The 16807-nt window shown below is 43.2% G+C and carries 13 protein-coding genes; 6 read left to right on the forward strand and 7 right to left on the reverse strand.

The window, feature by feature from the left end; translation table 11 throughout:
- Positions 1-235: 235 nt before the first annotated feature.
- The 6 genes from MHB63_10450 to MHB63_10475 all read right to left on the reverse strand — a co-directional run bounded on the left by MHB63_10450 (position 236) and on the right by MHB63_10475 (position 7879).
- Positions 236-1789 carry a BCCT family transporter gene (locus MHB63_10450; GenBank protein ID MEK3806951.1) on the reverse strand — a complete coding sequence of 518 codons (1554 nt, stop codon included), beginning with the start codon at positions 1787-1789 and terminating at the stop codon, positions 236-238.
- A 109-nt stretch (positions 1790-1898) separates the two neighbouring features.
- The gene (locus MHB63_10455; GenBank protein ID MEK3806952.1) at positions 1899-2618 is read right to left on the reverse strand and encodes an SIS domain-containing protein; all 720 of its coding nucleotides are present in this window, start codon (positions 2616-2618) and stop codon (positions 1899-1901) included.
- Between the two features lie 189 nt (positions 2619-2807).
- On the reverse strand, positions 2808-4109 hold the full coding sequence (locus MHB63_10460) for an MFS transporter (GenBank protein MEK3806953.1): 1302 nt from the start codon (positions 4107-4109) through the stop codon (positions 2808-2810).
- Positions 4110-4116: 7 nt separating this feature from the next.
- Positions 4117-5550, reverse strand: coding sequence for an FGGY family carbohydrate kinase (locus tag MHB63_10465; protein MEK3806954.1), 1434 nt, complete (start codon positions 5548-5550; stop codon positions 4117-4119).
- A gap of 13 nt (positions 5551-5563) precedes the next feature.
- Positions 5564-7039: an FAD-binding oxidoreductase gene (locus MHB63_10470; protein MEK3806955.1), complete on the reverse strand. Its 1476-nt coding sequence runs from the start codon at positions 7037-7039 to the stop codon at positions 5564-5566.
- Positions 7040-7084: 45 nt separating this feature from the next.
- Positions 7085-7879, reverse strand: a complete 795-nt coding sequence (locus MHB63_10475) for an SDR family oxidoreductase (GenBank protein MEK3806956.1) — start codon at positions 7877-7879, stop codon at positions 7085-7087.
- 248 nt (positions 7880-8127) lie between these two features.
- Between MHB63_10475 and MHB63_10480 the strand changes: the two genes are divergently transcribed.
- Positions 8128-9645, forward strand: a complete 1518-nt coding sequence (locus tag MHB63_10480; GenBank protein MEK3806957.1) for a 5'-nucleotidase C-terminal domain-containing protein — start codon at positions 8128-8130, stop codon at positions 9643-9645.
- Positions 9646-9854: 209 nt separating this feature from the next.
- Positions 9855-10337, forward strand: coding sequence for a hypothetical protein (locus MHB63_10485; GenBank protein MEK3806958.1), 483 nt, complete (start codon positions 9855-9857; stop codon positions 10335-10337).
- Between the two features lie 134 nt (positions 10338-10471).
- Here MHB63_10485 and MHB63_10490 read toward each other — a convergent pair whose 3' ends face one another.
- A complete protein-coding gene (locus MHB63_10490; protein MEK3806959.1) occupies positions 10472-10912 on the reverse strand; it encodes a MarR family transcriptional regulator in 441 nt (146 codons plus the stop codon).
- Positions 10913-11009: 97 nt separating this feature from the next.
- On the opposite strand from MHB63_10490, the gene MHB63_10495 reads away from it, so the two are divergent.
- From MHB63_10495 to MHB63_10510, 4 genes are all read left to right on the forward strand, one after another.
- Complete coding sequence (locus MHB63_10495) at positions 11010-11981, forward strand: aldo/keto reductase (protein ID MEK3806960.1); 972 nt, start codon at positions 11010-11012, stop codon at positions 11979-11981.
- Between the two features lie 972 nt (positions 11982-12953).
- Entirely contained in the window at positions 12954-13937 is a 984-nt protein-coding gene (locus MHB63_10500; GenBank protein MEK3806961.1) for a LacI family DNA-binding transcriptional regulator, read from the forward strand.
- 128 nt (positions 13938-14065) lie between these two features.
- A complete protein-coding gene (locus MHB63_10505) occupies positions 14066-15301 on the forward strand; it encodes an MFS transporter (GenBank protein ID MEK3806962.1) in 1236 nt (411 codons plus the stop codon).
- A gap of 21 nt (positions 15302-15322) precedes the next feature.
- Positions 15323-16783 carry a glycoside hydrolase family 32 protein gene (locus tag MHB63_10510; protein ID MEK3806963.1) on the forward strand — a complete coding sequence of 487 codons (1461 nt, stop codon included), beginning with the start codon at positions 15323-15325 and terminating at the stop codon, positions 16781-16783.
- Positions 16784-16807 lie beyond the last annotated feature (24 nt).

Here is a 16807-nt window from a genome sequence, read left to right on the forward strand (position 1 = left end):
AAAATATGCAATGCATGCATATATTCGTTTCAATTCAATTTCTCTTTTTTTTAGAAAGGGAAAGGTGTTGTCTTTCCCTCGTTGCTTCGTAAGCCATTACAATTTTTTTAGGACAATGTAGAATTTTCCGAAGAAACTCTTAAAAGAGAATGATATTTGATTGATTCTTATCTGCAGATAGGAATAAAAATACGCACTTCAATCTATGTGCGTATTTTTTATCCCTAAAGATTTTTCACCCAGCTCTATCCCGCTTCTTCTCTCCAACCAACTCCTCCATCGTCCTATCATACTTCCCAGGCTCTTTAGCCACTCTTATAAGAGCGAATACAATCCCAATAACCAAGAAAACAGCAGGCACTCCGCCTAAATTAGAAAGCATTTTGATTCCATCTATTTTAGCAAAACTGATCATCACCCAAGCGACCGCGCTAATGGTGATACCCCAAACAATCTTAATGAATACACCTGGTTCTGGGCTTTCCGGTGTAATTCCCTTGGAGCTGATTCCTCCCATTGCGGCCAGTGTAGAATCTGCTGAGGTTACGAAGGATATGAAGACTATAAACAGGTAGAGCGGGATGATCATTTCTGATAATGGCAGGGTTTCCAGTGCAGCATAGACCAGTGCTTCAGGTCCGCTGTTGGTTAGAATTTCTCCGAATTTCCCGTCGTCCATCTGCAGATAGATGGAGGTGCCGCCGAAGATGGTCATCCAGATTCCGCCGAAAGCGGCAGGCAAAGCAAAGTTGACGATGATAAAGGCTCTTACAGTATGCCCGTATGCGATTCTTCCTAAGAACAGGGCTGTAAGAGCAGCCCACGAAAACCAGTTGGCCCAGTAAAAGGTGGTCCACCATTGCGGCCATTGGTCACTTGCTGCTGCACCGGTAAATAAACTTTTCTCAAAGAAATGGGTTAAATAATGGCCAAAAGACTCCGTTCCTAGGTTCAAGATATAAGAAGTAGGTCCGACTAAAAAGATAAAGATAATGATAAACAGGAATAGTTTAAAATTGATGTCTGAAAGGATGCGGATCCCTTTCATGAGTCCTGTTGAAGCTGAGATGATGAATGTTGTCATTACTACTGCTGCAATGACAGCCCAGAGTAGCGGGGCACTTTTTAGGCCGGATAAGTAATTGACTCCGCCTGCTAAATTGAGAATGCTTGTCCCCATTGCTGCTGCCATCCCTAAAGCTAATGTGTAGAGGCACACGGCATCAAGTGCTTTTCCCCATTTGCCGTGTATCTTATTTCCAAGGAGCGGAGCAAGTGTTGAGCCTATGCTGAAAGGCTGTTTCATGTTGTAATAGGCAAACGCAAACATTAATGCAGGTATGCAGTAAATGGCGTAGGGAGTGATGGTCCAGTGAAGGTACATGGTGGACATCGAGAAGATCGCTGCCCCCGCGCTGTTAGGTTCCAGATTCAAGCTTTTTGGAGGCTCAACCAGGTGGTAAATAGGCTCTGCAATTCCCCAAAATGTAATGCCTGCTGCAATGGTTGTGGTCAATGTAATCGCAAACCAATTGCGGAAGGATAGAAGAGGTTTCGCGTTTTCTCCTCCTATTCTTACTTTTCCTAATTTAGAGAAGTAGACACCGACACATACAACGACCATAAAAAGTCCGGCTAAACTGAAAACCCAGCCTACGTTTGCTATGACCCAGTCATTCGCTCCAGTCGTGATGTTTATAAACGTATTTTTGTTTGTGAAACTTACTATACTTGCTGCTAATACTAATAAAAAAGGTGGCCAAAACACCCAATGCTTCAATGACTTCATTTTGCTCCTCCTCCAAGATGCCTGTAAGAAAACGCTTACGTTTTATTTATCTCTGTATTCAATTCTCTTTTTTTGATTCAATAAACTTGGATCATAGAACGGAAGCACTTCATGAAGAAGTGCCCGAGTTAGTCAGCTTAGCTATAATTTCTTCTATAAAAATAAAGAACACCGTTCTGGTTTTTTCAAATGGAAGCAGGGCATCATCCTGATTAAATTTCGATAAATGAAAAATGTAGTCTGCAAGAAATTCACGTGTATCTACATATTCTTCAAGAATCAGCATGATGTTTGATCCGTTGTTCTTCACATTTTCAAACAAAGGGTGGAAGGAAGAAAATTTTCCGGTTACGGAAAGGACGATGAGCAGCGTTTTTTCGTCTGCTAATCGTTCCGCAAAATCCTCGCTTTGTGTGACCGTGACATTTTTATCCGATACGGTGGCAAGTTTGTAGGCGAAATATTCTGCACTGATAAAGGATGGGCCGAGTCCAAATAACACGATCTTATCGTACTTCTGAAAGATTGAAATGAAATCATGAATAATGCCGGTATCAAACGTTTCCAGAAAAAGCTTCAGCCGCTCGATTTCGTTTGATTTTTTCTGCTTTTTACTGGTCATTTCCTGACCGCTGAAGTACAGCTTGTATTGTTTGAAGTTATCAAAGCCCAGTTTCCGGACTAGTTTTGACACCTTTGAAGGAGAGACTTCCCCTATCTCAGCGGCTTCAATGATTTTAATTTTGTCGTTTACAGAAACCGCCTTAGAGAGCTTGTCATGCAGTTCTTCTTCAAGCTTTGTTAATTTGTCGGTGGCTACTTTTATCATGTGCTGACACTCCTTTCTTTTAGAAAATCACCCATCATCTCTTTTGAATTATCTTTATTATACAGGAAGTTATGTATCTGCTTAATAGGAGAGAGCGGGTGTAACGAAAAATGAGGCTGCTATCTGCCCCAAAAATTTGGGGAGATAACAACCTGGGACAGTATACTTCTGAATCGCATTGCTGCTGTATTAAGCTGAAATGTCATCGTTCACTGTAATAGCTGCGCGTTTGCTGACTCCTATTTTGAACATGACGGTGATAAGAATACCTAATACACCGGCGACTGCACTGAACAGGAAGTACGCATTGTATCCGCCTGCATCTCCAAACGATGAGATCATCATGCTCATGACTAGAGGCAGAAGGATATCCGGCAAGTATCCGATAAATGAAATGAGTCCGATGGAAAGACCCAGTTTTTCGTCAGGAATCTGACAATCACCGAGCAGGGACCAATAAAGGCCGCGTATTGTGTAAACGGACAAACCGCTTAAGATAACAAGAGCGTAAAAGAAATTAGAAGGCAGTGCGGCAGGCAATAACGCAATCAACGTTAAGAATACAGCTGCTAAAGCTAAGGCGATGATCAGGATATTGCTTTTTCCGAACTTATCTCCCAGGAATCCGCCTGCAACTCCGCCAAGCGGCCTCATCCAGAGCATGACAACTGTGACCGTGCCTACGATAGAAGCACTCATGCCGATGTTCGTTTGTAAAAACCCTCCAAAGTAGTAGATTGTCCAAGTGACAATATAGCTCATGAAAATAATTCCGCCGAGCAGCCATACAAACTTGTTTGAAAATACATCTTTGAGAGAACTTCTTTTGCTGCCCGATCCCGTTTTAGGAGCTTCCACTTCGGTTCTTTCAGCGTTCCCGTCAACATTTACAAAAAGCATAATGAGAACGGATACAACAATCAGGACACCGGAGTACATATAGATGACATTCACTAAAGCGTCTTTTTTATCTTCAATTGCCGTACTTGATCCCAGCGCACTTGAGAAAATAAAGACGGCGATGCTTGCTAATATCGCTTCGACTACGCCTCTTCCGCCATCCAGCATGCCAAAAAAGCGGCCTTCTTCTTCTTGTTTGGAAATAAGTTTAACGATTTTCAGATGGGCAGACCAAAACGTCAGAACGGAGAAGATTCCCCAGATAATGAAGATCAAGATGACGATTGGATAACTTGGCACTTGGGCAAACCAAATTCCTGCAAGACCAACAAACAACAAGGAAATCGAAATTAATTTCTTGGCAGAAAACCGGTCGGAAATCCATCCGCTTGGAAAATATCCCACGATAAACGCAATGCCAAGGGCCGAGAAAATGGTATTTAACTGAGGGAGTGTCATGTCATACACTTCTAAGATGGTTCCCTGATAATTGGTGCGAAGATAGATCAACGGAAATATAGCACCTGCTGCTAAAACGATAAGGAAAAACTGCAAATATCTTTTAACATTAGTTGATTGCATGGGCACCATCCACTTCTTAATTAAATATCGGATACGATAGTTTTAGTATGTTATCCGTATGCTGTCTGACGTTTTTAACAACTGTTTGATTCAATTCGCTGTAAAAAGCATGGCTGTTCGAATCCGGGTAGAATGTCGTTTCCGTTTTAACCATCTTTTCGATGGCTTCAGAAAAGTCATCATAGATTGATAGGTGGACGGCAACAGATATGGCTGCACCTAAGCAGGCACTGCTGCTTCCTGTTCTCCGGTGTGCCGGCAGCCCGAATAAATCAGAAATGATCTGCATCATGACGTCACTTTTTGAACCGCCGCCGTTGACCACTACTTCATCGATTTCGAGGCTAATTTCTTCTGCCATGTCATCGATGTTGTTTTTAATGTTGAAAGCAATGGCTTCTAATATGGAGCGGTACATGTGATATCTTGTGTGTCTTTGGTCAAAACCGATCATGATCCCTTTTCGGTAAGGTGCAGCGGGAGAAGCCAGCCAGTCTAAGATGGTAATCAGGCCATCACTGCCGACAGGCACGTCTTTAGCTTTACGGTTCAGGAATTCCTCTTCTGATATTCCAAGCTTAGTAGCCTCCGTCACTAGTTCTTCTCCGATTAACTTCTTAAACCAGCTGACGGTCCATAATCCGCGTCTGATTCCATTGGATTCATACACGTATTTAAATGGGACGGATGCAAGAGTGGGGAAGAATTTGTTAGCGTTTTCATAATACTCATCTCGCAAAACCATGGCTGAAATGAATGTTCCAAGTGAAATCATGATGGAGTTCTTTTTGTTGATGCCAGAGCCCAGCACTTCAACCGCTTTATCATTTGATGTCGCAACGACTGGAATGCCTTCTTTTAAACCAAAATCATCCGCAAGTTCTTTGCGGATAGAACCCAGTTTTTCACCCGGCTTTACAAGGTTGAACAGCATGTCTCTTGTCAGGCCCATGGCTTTTATCTCTTCGTCGTCTTTTGACCAGTCCAGCGTTTCACGGTCAAGAGGCCAGTGTACTTCATAATTGCCGGCTGTATCATTGTGTTCTCCGGTTAGTCTCAGTCCTAAATAACCTGATGTAGTCGTGACGAATTTCACCTGATCATCTTCATGTTTATAAGGCTCTGATAATCTAGCATCCATCCAGCTTATCGCTGGATGGGCTAAATCACCATTTTCTTTTAATAAGACACGGCAGCAGCGAATCGTGCACAATCCGATTCCTTCGATTGCTGTCCGGTCACCTTTAAAGTTCTCTAAACAATTTTTCACGCCATGATAAACACTGTCCCACAAGTCTTCATCCGGATGGATAACAACACCTGGTTGGGGAGTTAACGTTTCTTTTAACGAGCATGAGCCGAAAGCAGCTTCATTGCCTTCTAAATCGAAGATGGCTACTTTCGTGCTCTGTGAGCCGTTATCAATCCCCATGATATATCTTTTGCTCATAATAGCTCTCCTATCAGCTTCTAATATATTTCTTCACTTCATTTGGCTGCGGGAAAATCGTGCCGTGGTTCATGATGCCTTTTGGATCGAAGGCTTCTTTTAGCTTCTCAAGCATGTAGTAAGCTGAACCGTGTTCATCTTTCGTCCACTCAGAACGATATTTTCCGATACCATGGTGATGACACATAGATCCGCCAAGCTTCAGTGTTTCTTCAATAATGATTTCGTGAATCGGGTGGTGATAGATGCGTAGCTCGTCTTCCGGCGCACAGTTGATTTTGTAGTTGTAGACGAAATACATGTTTGTTCCGTTCAGGTAACTGTGGGATGAGTGACCGCCGAGCATCGTCAAATCTTCCACTCTGTCAAACTCATTTTTAATTCTTGCAATGACGTTGTTGTAGATTTTCACGATGCTGTCCCAGTCAGCAGATACTTCTGTCGTAAATCCATCATGTGAATTGTAATCAATCATGTCCTGAATCTCTTTTTGGATTCTGCTTTCATCCCAGTTTAAGTGATTGAACCATGTTTCAATTAGAGAAGGATCTACCTTTTCAATGACACCGTCTTTGAACTTTTCAACAGCTTCAATGATTCCTTCGTTTGTCGCTTTAACGATTCCGGCAGGGCCTTCAGTTGTGAAAATTAAGACGCATTTGTCCTTATAGAAATGTTCGAAATGCTGTCTTGCATCTTCTTCCGAGTAAACACGGGCAACGGACGGTCGGAAGCCGTTTACCATGACTTCTCTAAGGATCTTGATTCCAGTTTCTACATCTTTAATCAGGTAGCCGTGGAACTCGTTGTTTTCAGGCATATATTTAAAGATTTTCACTGTCACTTCCGTGATGTAGCAAAGTGCGCCTTCGTTTCCAATCGCAATATGTCTGATGTCTGGTCCGCCTGAACGTCTTGGCACGTTTTTAATTTTAGAAACTTGTCCTTCAGGGAATACGCATTCCAATCCGACAACCATATCCTCGATTGCGCCATATAGTGTAGAGAACTGTCCGATACTTCTCGTCGCGACCAATCCGCCAAGCTGTGCAACTGGCTTAGATTGAGGGGAATGTCCTGTTGTATAGCCTTGTTTGCGAAGCTCATCTTCGAGTTTTTGCAGCTTTACGCCTGTTTGCACAGTAGCCTGCATGTTGTAAGTATCAATCTTAATAATCTCGTTCATTTTCGATCCGTCTACTACGATTGATGTCTCTTTCCAGTTTTCCAAGCCGCCCTCAGTGCCTGTTTTTCCGCTTCTTGGAATCACGTTGATATCGTTTTCATTACAGAACATAAGAATCGATTTCACATCTTCCGTAGCGAGTGGATAGACGATGGCAATCGGAGCTGGAACATTCAGTGCGTTTTTTGTTTTTGCGTATTTTTTATAACGGTCTGCAGAAGCATCGTATAACGCCTCTTCATTCGTTACGACCTGTTCAGCTGATAGCAGTGCTTTTAACTCTTCGATCATTTGTGTGTGCATAGTTCATTCTCCTTTAATTCTAATTTTTATAGGCTGCATTCGAATCTATCGGACTAGGTAACCGCCGTCTACATTTACTAAGGAACCGTTTACATAATTAGACGCGTCACTTGCTAAAAAGACAACCGTCCCCATTAAATCAACAATGTTACCCCATCTGTTTGCAGGTATATGATCCAAAACTCTCTGATTGCTTTCTGGATTTGCTCTTGTATCTTTCGTAACATCTGTCGCGAAATATCCAGGCGCAATGCCATTAACTTGTATATTAAATTGTGCCAATTCATCACAATATGCTTTCGTAAAACCGGCTAAACCGTGTTTTGTCGCTGCATAAGCCGGTGACCATTGTCCTCCGAGGTATGAAAATAAAGAGCACGTATTGATGATTTTTCCGCTTTTTTGCTCGATCATATGCTTAGCCGCTTCATGCGCAAGCTCGAACGCTGCCGTCAGATTGACTGAAACCATCTTGTCCCATTGAAGTCTAGTAAACTGTGTCACATCTTTTACATTAATGCCGATTCCGGCATTATTCATCAAGATATCGACCTTCCCATATGTCTGTACGCATTCATCAATGATCTGCTTACAGGCACCCTCTTTAGTAATGTCAGCAATCATCAAGTGATACTTGACTCCCTCGGCTTCAATTAGTTCCTTTGTCTGATTATCGTCTTCTGCCATACTGACTGCAAAAATATCAGCACCGGCTTTAGCAAGTGCAAGCGCGAATCCCTGCCCCAGCCCTGAATTTCCTCCAGTGATGATGGCTGCTTTTCCTTTAAGACTAAAAAAATTCATATTAAAATCAGTCAATTTATTTTTTTCGGTGATCATATATAATCTTTCCACCTTTCAGATAATTTAGGCTAAACTCAGTCTAAATCCAAAAACACGAAAAATCAATCATTTTATTGAAAATTTCTTGTTTTTTATTAAATTTAAGCGTTTACGAGGAAAATTTTCCTCATTTTCTGGCGGGCGCCTAAGGGGATTGACCGTTTTAACAAACCTGTAACATCCGCTTCACACCTTCCTTGTACACTTAAAAGGATTGAATCCAATTATAAAAAAGGAGAGTGTTTATGAATCGCTTTTTTCTTGTCCTATTGAGTTTCGTCATGGCCGTCAGCTCTTTGTTAATTAGCAGCGTAAGTGCAGATGCTAAAGAGCAGCCTCGAAAGGCAACAGTCCTATATTTTAACGATGCACATGAAATAAGTCCTGTCGTAAATAAACTGGGAGACCGGGGCGGTGTCGCAAGGCTGAAAACAGCTATTGACCTTGTCAGAAGTGAGAATAAACATACGGCAGTGGCATTTGGAGGAGACTTAGGCGGCGGTACCTTATTTGGCGCTGTGTACCAAGGGTTTCCAATGGTAGAAGCCTTTAATAAAATTGGCATTGATCTCGCAAACTTCGGTCAGCATGATTTTGATTTTGGATCTGATGTGACAAAAAAACTGGTTGAGCAATCTGACTTTGAATGGATGTCTTCTAATCTTACAGATAAAGAAGGAAAGCCGTTTGCTGATGTCCCAACCTACAAGGTTATAAATAAACAGGGAGTTAAAATTGGCGTTATTAGTCTTACGGATGATATGAACACTACATCTTCAGACGGGAAAGTCGTTCAGCAAGATCTTATTCAGTCGGCCAAACATGCAGTTGGAAAAATGAAAGAAACAAAAAAAGTGGACGCTGTTATTGCGCTAACACAAGAGTCATTAAAGAAGGATGAACAACTACTGGCAGCAGTCCCTGAAATTAATGCCGTGTTTACGGAAGAACAGGCTGAAGAACAATCTTTTATCCATGAATACAAAAATAATCGTTACATCCTTGCTCCAGAAGGAAACTTAGGCTCAATGATCCGATTGGATATCACAAAAGACGGCAAAGAGATTCAGCTGAAACCATCAGTAATAGAGGTCGATCATACGGTACCTCAAGATCCGGAATTGAAAAAGCTCGCAGATTATTATCAGAATAAGCTGGAGGAGGAGCTAGGCAAACCGATAGCCAAATTAGAGACTCCTCTCATTTATGGAGATAACCATGAAACGAGATTTCAGGAAACAAATATCGGCAATTTTGTAGCGGACAGCTACCGTGCTTTTTACAACGCGGATATCGGCATGATGAATGGCGGCGGAATCCGGACAAGTATTCCTGCCGGAGAATTCACATTGCGTGATGCCTACTCCATTCTTCCTTTTCAAAACAAAGTGATCCTGGCAGACGTAAAAGGAGAAACCATTAAAGCTGCTCTCGAGAACGGAGTATCAAGAGTCGAAAACCTGGGCGGCGGATTTATGCAAATATCAGGCATGACCTATTCCTATAATCCTGCTAAACCAGTGGGATCAAGAGTAGAAACGATCTTAGTCAAAAACGAACCGATTGACATGCAAAAAACGTACAAAGTAGCCATGTTGAACTATGTATTTAACGGCGGAGACGGATACACGATGTTTAAAGACAGTCAGTTACTGGTTGATGAGCAAAGTGCACGGACGGATGCGGAAGTTTTGATAGAGTATGCGAAGGATTTAGAGGTCATTGATGTGGAGACGGAAGGTAGAATTAGTGTAGTTCGGTAGGAGTAATCAGTGAATAAAGTAAAAAGTGGGAAGCTGTTTGAATAAATGGCTTCCTGCTTTTATTTTTGAGCAAAGTTGAGCGCACATCTCATACTTTAGTCACCTGTCTTCGATGATAGAGGATTTAGATAGGGTGAAAAGAAGTATAATAAGGAAATATCTACTGTGCAAAGTGTTTTATATAGTTTCGATACATAAAGGAGAGTCCAATGCTAATCCAATGTACCAAAAAACTGCTCGACGAACTGAAAGTTACCCCTGCTGAACAGGCTGAAGAAATAAATCCTATCCTATCGTGGCATGCCAATTCAATAAAGATTGGCAGGCATAAATTCCTGGTGCTTGTTAACGACAAAAACCGATACGCCATCGTTCTTTATGGATTAAAAGCAAAGGATAAAAAGAATTTAGATCAATTGTTCAGAAAAGCAATTCACGAGGTTTTCCAATCTGAAGCTATTGATGAAGAAGTCATTAAAGAATATCTAAACGCCCTCTCACACCTGACGTTTGCTAAAACGAAAAACCGGACTCTGGTTGCGAGGTTAAATAAACAATGTGAAAATGTCCTTTTCGGCGAAAAATTTCTGGAAATAGATTCAATTGTTCAAGTGAAGATGAGCAAGTTGATCAGTTCGCTGCTGGCCGGAGACGGCAAAGGTGGTTATTTTCATCCGAATGAGGCTATGTAGGGGATTTGTTGGAGTTGAATAGTTAACTTTTTATCATAGCTGAGATTGTTTTCTTGGGCAGCCTAATGTGGTGTAAAAGAATCAGGGTAAGGAAGCACGAGAACCGTCCCGCTGCTTCCCTGTTTTTTTATGGGCTAGTCCTCTTTAACCCTCTCCCCAATCCTCCCAATCGACGCCACATCCTCCTCCGTCAGCACACTCAAAAAATGTTCCTTAATCGCTGCTGAAACAACGGGTCTGGCTTCATCCAACGCCGTTTTTCCGGCAGCTGTAAGTATGACCTGTACCCCGCGGTCTGTGTCTGCTGGTTTTCTGCGGACGAGTCCGCGTTTTTCCATGCGGGTGAGGTGGTGGGATAGTCTGCTTTTGTCCCAGTCCATGGAGTCTGCAAGTTCCTGCTGGCGAAGCTCTCCATTGCTGAATAGATCGAGCCGGTCGAGGATGCCGAAGTCTCCTTCAGAGAGCCCGGTTTTGTCGGTGAGGTGTTTGACGACACGGCCGAAGATGGTCTTGTAGGACCCTTTCCACATATGCCATATATTCATTTCTTCTTGACTGATTAGATTCTTTTTCATAAGAACATCATATCATGGTTGACGTATCAACCTCAAGGCGCTACAATGTGTTTAGGTTGACGTGTCAACCTGATTAGGGATGGGGGATGCTAACTTGATGAAGTATGTAAAGCTTGGCCGGTCGGGATTGGATGTTTCGCAGCTGTGTCTTGGATGCATGGGCTTCGGGGTGCCTGAACGGGGAAATGCACCGTGGTCGCTGAAGGAAGAGGAGAGCCGGCCGATTATTGAAAAAGCACTGAATCTGGGAATCAATTTTTTCAGTACGGCGAATATGTATTCAGACGGATCGAGTGAGGAGATTCTTGGAAGGGCATTGAAGGATTTCGCGCGGCGTGATGAAGTGGTGGTGGCAACGAAGGTTTTCGTTGCGATGCGGAATGGGCCGAACGGAATGGGGCTCTCCCGAAAAGCGATCATGACCGAGATTGACAATAGCCTGCGGAGGCTCGGAACGGATTATGTGGATCTGTACCAGATTCACAGGTGGGATCCTTATACACCAATTGAAGAAACGATGGAAGCACTGCATGATTTAGTGAAAGCGGGCAAGGTGCGGTACATAGGCGCATCCTCCATGCTTGCCTGGCAGTTCCTGAAAGCCCAGCATGCCGCAGACCGCAACGGCTGGACAAAGTTCATTTCGATGGAAAACAGGCTGAACCTGCTTTACAGGGAAGAAGAGAGGGAGATGCTGCCTCTTTGCAAAGAAGAAGGCATCGGAGTCACGCCCTATCTCCCATTGGCAGCCGGCAGGCTGACGAGGGATTGGGATGAAAAGACTGTAAGGTCAGAAAGTGATCAGATTGCTAAAGGGCTATTTTCTAAATCGGAGGAAGTGGACCGGAAAGTGGCGGAAAGAGTAGCTGAAGTGGCAGCTGCACGAGGGATCCCGCGTGCCCAAATTGCACTGGCATGGCTGCTGCAAAAGGAAGAAGTAACCGCCCCAATTATTGGAGCAACGAAGGTAAGGCATCTTGAAGATGCAGTGGAGGCGCTGTCAGTAAGATTGACGGATGAAGAGATTAGGAGTATGGAAGAGTTGTATGTGCCGCATGGGCTGGTGTGATTATAGCCTTACTAATTCTATAGATGGAAGAATGAAACGCTGTGGAGGCGTTTTTTTTTTTCGGAATCACAGGTTTTGTAGAGGGAACATGATGTGGTTCAGTCTGAAATTGGTGTTAAACATTAATTGAAGCTACAATGTATATACCAAGGTGGATATGCAAGAAAGAATAAAAGGATCAAGTAAATGATGATAAGAAAATAGAACGAAGATGATAAAAAAGGAAAAAAGAGAGTGAAGATGGACGTGGCTCGAGGAACTGAGAAAAGAATGGATGAGCCAGGCAGAATTTTTATTGATGACCAAAATAATTCTCAAAATATGACAGAAGAAGAAACAAAGCAATTTTTTGGGGAACCATGCATTGAGCGAAGGCTTACTGAATGCCACTCATATTGAACCCGGAAAGCATTCCACTAAGCCCATCAATCTTAGAATAGATAGCGACTTATTTTCCCGGCTTCAGAAGGTGAAAGGAAAATTCATCCTATCAGACGCTGCTAAAGCAGTGTGTGGCAGAGAGAGTCTATGAAGAAGAGAGAGAAAATTTTGTACTGAAGCATACAAAAACTACCCAACTAGGTGGTTTTTTCACAAGTATATTCCACAGGATTTTTGCGATAGCGACACACCTGTTTGTATGGTAAGATATCCCTGAATTGAACGATCAGATGCGGGAGCAGGAGAGATGGTCAACAATCGTCTGGCCCTGCATGCATGAAATTAGGACAAAAGCCAAGACAGGAAGACTATGCGGCGAGCTCCCTTACACATGACGTTTTATAGGTGGGGGAGACACGCAGAGCTGCTAAGATAACTGGAGTCTACATTCGGTGTTCGAGGCAATTCCCATTTTAAGCGAAGCTAAGCAGCAGGCAGCTCAAAATCGTATCATACAATTCCTTCTGGTTAAAAGAAATTTGGACAGAGGGGTGCAGATGAGAGGATGTTGGCTGACAGGAGGACGAGAGAATGAAGCCAAAAATAGAAGATGTGGCAAAATTGGCGGGTGTATCGCCGACAACGGTTTCGAGGGTTATGAATAACCGGGGTTACATAAGCAGTCAGACGAAAGAAAAAGTCGAGAAGGCAATGAATGAACTGAATTATTTTCCAAATGATGTAGCTCGTTCGCTGTTCAGTAAACGATCAAATATCATCGGTCTGATCCTGCCTACGACGTCCAATCCGTTTTTTGGGGAGCTTACTTTTCATATCGAAAGCATTTGTGCTTCCATGGGCTATAAAGTGCTGCTCTGCAATAGTTTAAACCAAATCGATAAAGAGGAAAAATACTTGGAGATGCTTCTAAGGAATCAGGTGGATGGCATTATTGTAGGCACCCATAATCAAGGTATTCTGGATTATCATAAACGAGGCTTGGCTGTTGTCGCAATTGACCGTTACCTGTCCGATACGATTCCGGTTGTGAGCTCAGATAACTATGCTGGCGGGAAGAGTGCAACTGAATTATTGCTGTCGAATGGGTGTAAATGCATCGTTTTCCTGGATGGGGTTGGAGAGTTGGAAACACCTGCGAGACTGAGAAGAAAAGCCTATCTTGACTTAATGAAGGAACACGGAAGAGAACCGGTGATTTATGAAATTCCTGAGGTTTTCAACCCGGAAAGCCAGCGGGCTGTCGTCACAAAAATGTATAATGAATGGCCGGAAGTAGACGGTGTGTTTGCGGCAAACGACTTATTTGCTGCCACGATTATAAATGAAGCTCGGAATTACGGGAAGGAAGTACCGGGCAATTTGAAAGTTGTCGGTTATGATGGAACAGAAACGGTTCGGGTATTAATGCCGCAATTGACCACGATTAAGCAGCCTGTTGATCAGATAGGGAAAGCGGCCATAGACATTCTGATGAAAGAAATCTCCGGAGAATTCTCTGATCTTCCCCGTGAAATCACACTTCCAATTGAGGTGATAAGAGGGACCACTTTGTAAAGCATCGCATCGAGGGCGGTGTTTTTTTAGGAAAAAATATGTCAACCGGTTGACATATGAAAGCGCTTGACATAAGATGGTGTTGAAAGTGTTTTCAATGAGAATTTTTTCTAAAAGGGGAAATGAAGATGAAAGGTTCAAAGGGTCTTTATTTTAAGCTGAGTGCATATTTTTTCTTTTTCTTTTTCACATGGTCCTCAAGTTATTCACTGTTTTCCATCTGGCTTGGACAGGAAATTAATCTAAACGGGACTGAAACTGGTATTGTCTTCTCTGTAAACGCTATCTTTGCGTTGTGTATGCAGCCGCTGTACGGATACATTTCAGATAAAATCGGATTGAAGAAAAATATTTTATTTTTTATCAGTATGATGCTGGTATTCGTTGGCCCTTTCTATATTTATGTTTATGGACCTTTGCTTAAATTCAATGTTATGCTTGGCGCAGCTGTCGGAGGGCTGTATCTTGGCGCAGCTTTTCTTGCCGGGATCGGGGCTATAGAGTCCTACATAGAGAAGGTCAGCCGGAAATATGATTTTGAATATGGAAAATCAAGAATGTGGGGATCTTTAGGCTGGGCCGCCGCGACTTTTTTTGCCGGACAGCTATACAATGTGGACCCCGCTATCAACTTTTGGGTAGCATCGGCTTCAGCCGTTGTATTGGTTGCCATTATCCTTTCTATCAAGATTGAAATGACGTATTCAGAGATTGAGAGAGCGGATTCCATCAGCCTTAAGGATGTAGGTCAGTTGTTTCTCTTAAAGGACTTTTGGATGCTTATGATGTATGTCATCGGAGTTACTTGTGTTTATTCGGTTTATGACCAGCAGTTTCCGGTTTATTATTCGTCCTTGTTCCCGACCGAAGCGATGGGGAATCAGGTATTCGGCTATTTAAATTCATTCCAGGTATTCCTTGAAGCGGGCATGATGTTTCTGGCTCCGGCAATCGTTAACAAAATCGGAGCTAAAAGAAGCCTGATTCTGGCAGGCTTTCTGATGTCCTTTAGAATCATTGGATCAGGTCTTGTATTTGAACCGATTGGAATCTCGTCTATGAAGCTCATTCATGCATTGGAGCTGCCGATCATGCTGATTGCGATCTTTAAATACCTGGCTGCCAACTTTGATACCCGGCTTTCGTCCATCCTTTATCTGGTCGGCTTTCAATTTGCCTCTCAGGTTGGTGCATCCATCCTCTCGCCAATGGCCGGTACCTTATATGATCAAATCGGTTTCCGCCAATCTTACATGATCATGGGAGTATTTGTTCTCATCTTCACCATCCTTTCAATCTTTACTCTGGCAAATGCCAAGGGGGAAAAAATGAAACATACAGCCAAATTGGGAAAAGCAATCTAGGAGGTTTATTGCATGCAGAAAATAGATGAAATTCAACAAGCGGATAAAGCAGTTCAAAGGGCCAAATCAAAAGTAAATAATCGGTACAGATTGGGATATCACATTATGGCTCCGGCCAATTGGATAAATGATCCGAACGGCCTCATTCAATTTAAGGGAGAGTATCACGTTTTTTACCAGCATCATCCCTACGATGCAAATTGGGGCCCTATGCACTGGGGTCATGTGAAAAGCAAGGATTTGGTTCACTGGGAACACTTGCCGGTTGCGCTTGCTCCGACTGAAGAGTATGAAGAAGGCGGCTGCTTCTCCGGAAGTGCAGTTGATGATAACGGTATTCTCACGTTAATTTACACAGCCAATCTGTTTGTTGACCGTGAAAAAGATATTTTGGATCAGTCTCAGTGCATTGCCACTTCAACTGATGGAATCCATTTCACAAAATCCCCCCTGAATCCGGTAGTTTCAGAAATTCCGGCAGAGGGATCCGGGCACTTCCGGGATCCAAAAGTGTGGAAGCACGAGGATGACTGGTACATGGTACTTGGTACAAGAAAAGAAGAGATCGGGAAAGTCGTTTTGTATAAATCAAAAGATTTAAGGGACTGGGAATATCGCGGGGTTCTGGCTGAAAGTGACGGCACTCTTGGGTACATGTGGGAATGCCCGGATTTCTTTGAACTTGGAGGCAAGCACGTATTGCTCTTCTCTCCTCAAGGAATCGAGGCTCAGGGTGAATCCTATAAAAATCTGTTTCAGACAGGATATCTGATCGGGTCCTATGATTACGAGAAGAATGAATTTGTCCACGAAACGTTCACTGAGCTTGATTATGGTCATGATTTCTATGCGGTTCAAACGTTCCTTGACGACAAGCAGCGCCGGATTGCAATCGGCTGGATGGATATGTGGGAATCGAATATGCCAACGAAAGAGGATGGATGGGCCGGTGCTTTGACACTTCCCCGGGAACTGACATTGGGGGAAGACGGTAAACTCCGCATGAATCCGGTAGAGGAACTGGCCTTACTCAGACAATCAGAAACCCTTTTGTGTGAAGAGCAAATCGTCTCCGGCCGCTCCTTAAAGGAAGTAAAAGAGGATCTAATGGAACTGCAGGCAGATTTTGATCTTTCCAAAACGGATGCCGGATCCGTAGGAGTTGCCGTTCGTGGTGAAAATGGCGAAGCGGTGTCAATTACTTACCTAATCAAGGAGCAAAAGCTCATCCTGGACTGTTCCCATATAGGAAAAGAAGCAGACGGTATTCGTACCACATCTCTTGAAGCGTCCGGCCGTCTTTCCCTTCGGGTGTTTCTGGACCGTTCTTCCATTGAGGTTTTCGCCAACGAAGGACAGGCCACGATGTCAAGCCGCATATACCCTAAAGAAGAAAGACTGGGTATCGAGTTGTTTGCAGAAGATGGACAAGCACATGTAAGCAGCCTGACCAGCTGGACACTGAAGGATATATGGAAATAACACTGAGCTGCAAGTGAATACCTG

Source organism: Bacillus sp. FSL H8-0547, from assembly GCA_038002745.1.
Classification (GTDB): domain Bacteria; phylum Bacillota; class Bacilli; order Bacillales; family Bacillaceae; genus Bacillus_P.

Coding starts and splice junctions, on each gene's coding strand:
- MHB63_10450 (MEK3806951.1), bottom strand. CDS start 1,789: ATGAAGTCATTGAAGCATTGGGTGTTTTGGCCACCTTTTTTATTAGTA.
- MHB63_10455 (MEK3806952.1), bottom strand. CDS start 2,618: ATGATAAAAGTAGCCACCGACAAATTAACAAAGCTTGAAGAAGAACTG.
- MHB63_10460 (MEK3806953.1), bottom strand. CDS start 4,109: ATGGTGCCCATGCAATCAACTAATGTTAAAAGATATTTGCAGTTTTTC.
- MHB63_10465 (MEK3806954.1), bottom strand. CDS start 5,550: ATGAGCAAAAGATATATCATGGGGATTGATAACGGCTCACAGAGCACG.
- MHB63_10470 (MEK3806955.1), bottom strand. CDS start 7,039: ATGCACACACAAATGATCGAAGAGTTAAAAGCACTGCTATCAGCTGAA.
- MHB63_10475 (MEK3806956.1), bottom strand. CDS start 7,879: ATGATCACCGAAAAAAATAAATTGACTGATTTTAATATGAATTTTTTT.
- MHB63_10480 (MEK3806957.1), top strand. CDS start 8,128: ATGAATCGCTTTTTTCTTGTCCTATTGAGTTTCGTCATGGCCGTCAGC.
- MHB63_10485 (MEK3806958.1), top strand. CDS start 9,855: ATGCTAATCCAATGTACCAAAAAACTGCTCGACGAACTGAAAGTTACC.
- MHB63_10490 (MEK3806959.1), bottom strand. CDS start 10,912: ATGAAAAAGAATCTAATCAGTCAAGAAGAAATGAATATATGGCATATG.
- MHB63_10495 (MEK3806960.1), top strand. CDS start 11,010: ATGAAGTATGTAAAGCTTGGCCGGTCGGGATTGGATGTTTCGCAGCTG.
- MHB63_10500 (MEK3806961.1), top strand. CDS start 12,954: ATGAAGCCAAAAATAGAAGATGTGGCAAAATTGGCGGGTGTATCGCCG.
- MHB63_10505 (MEK3806962.1), top strand. CDS start 14,066: ATGAAAGGTTCAAAGGGTCTTTATTTTAAGCTGAGTGCATATTTTTTC.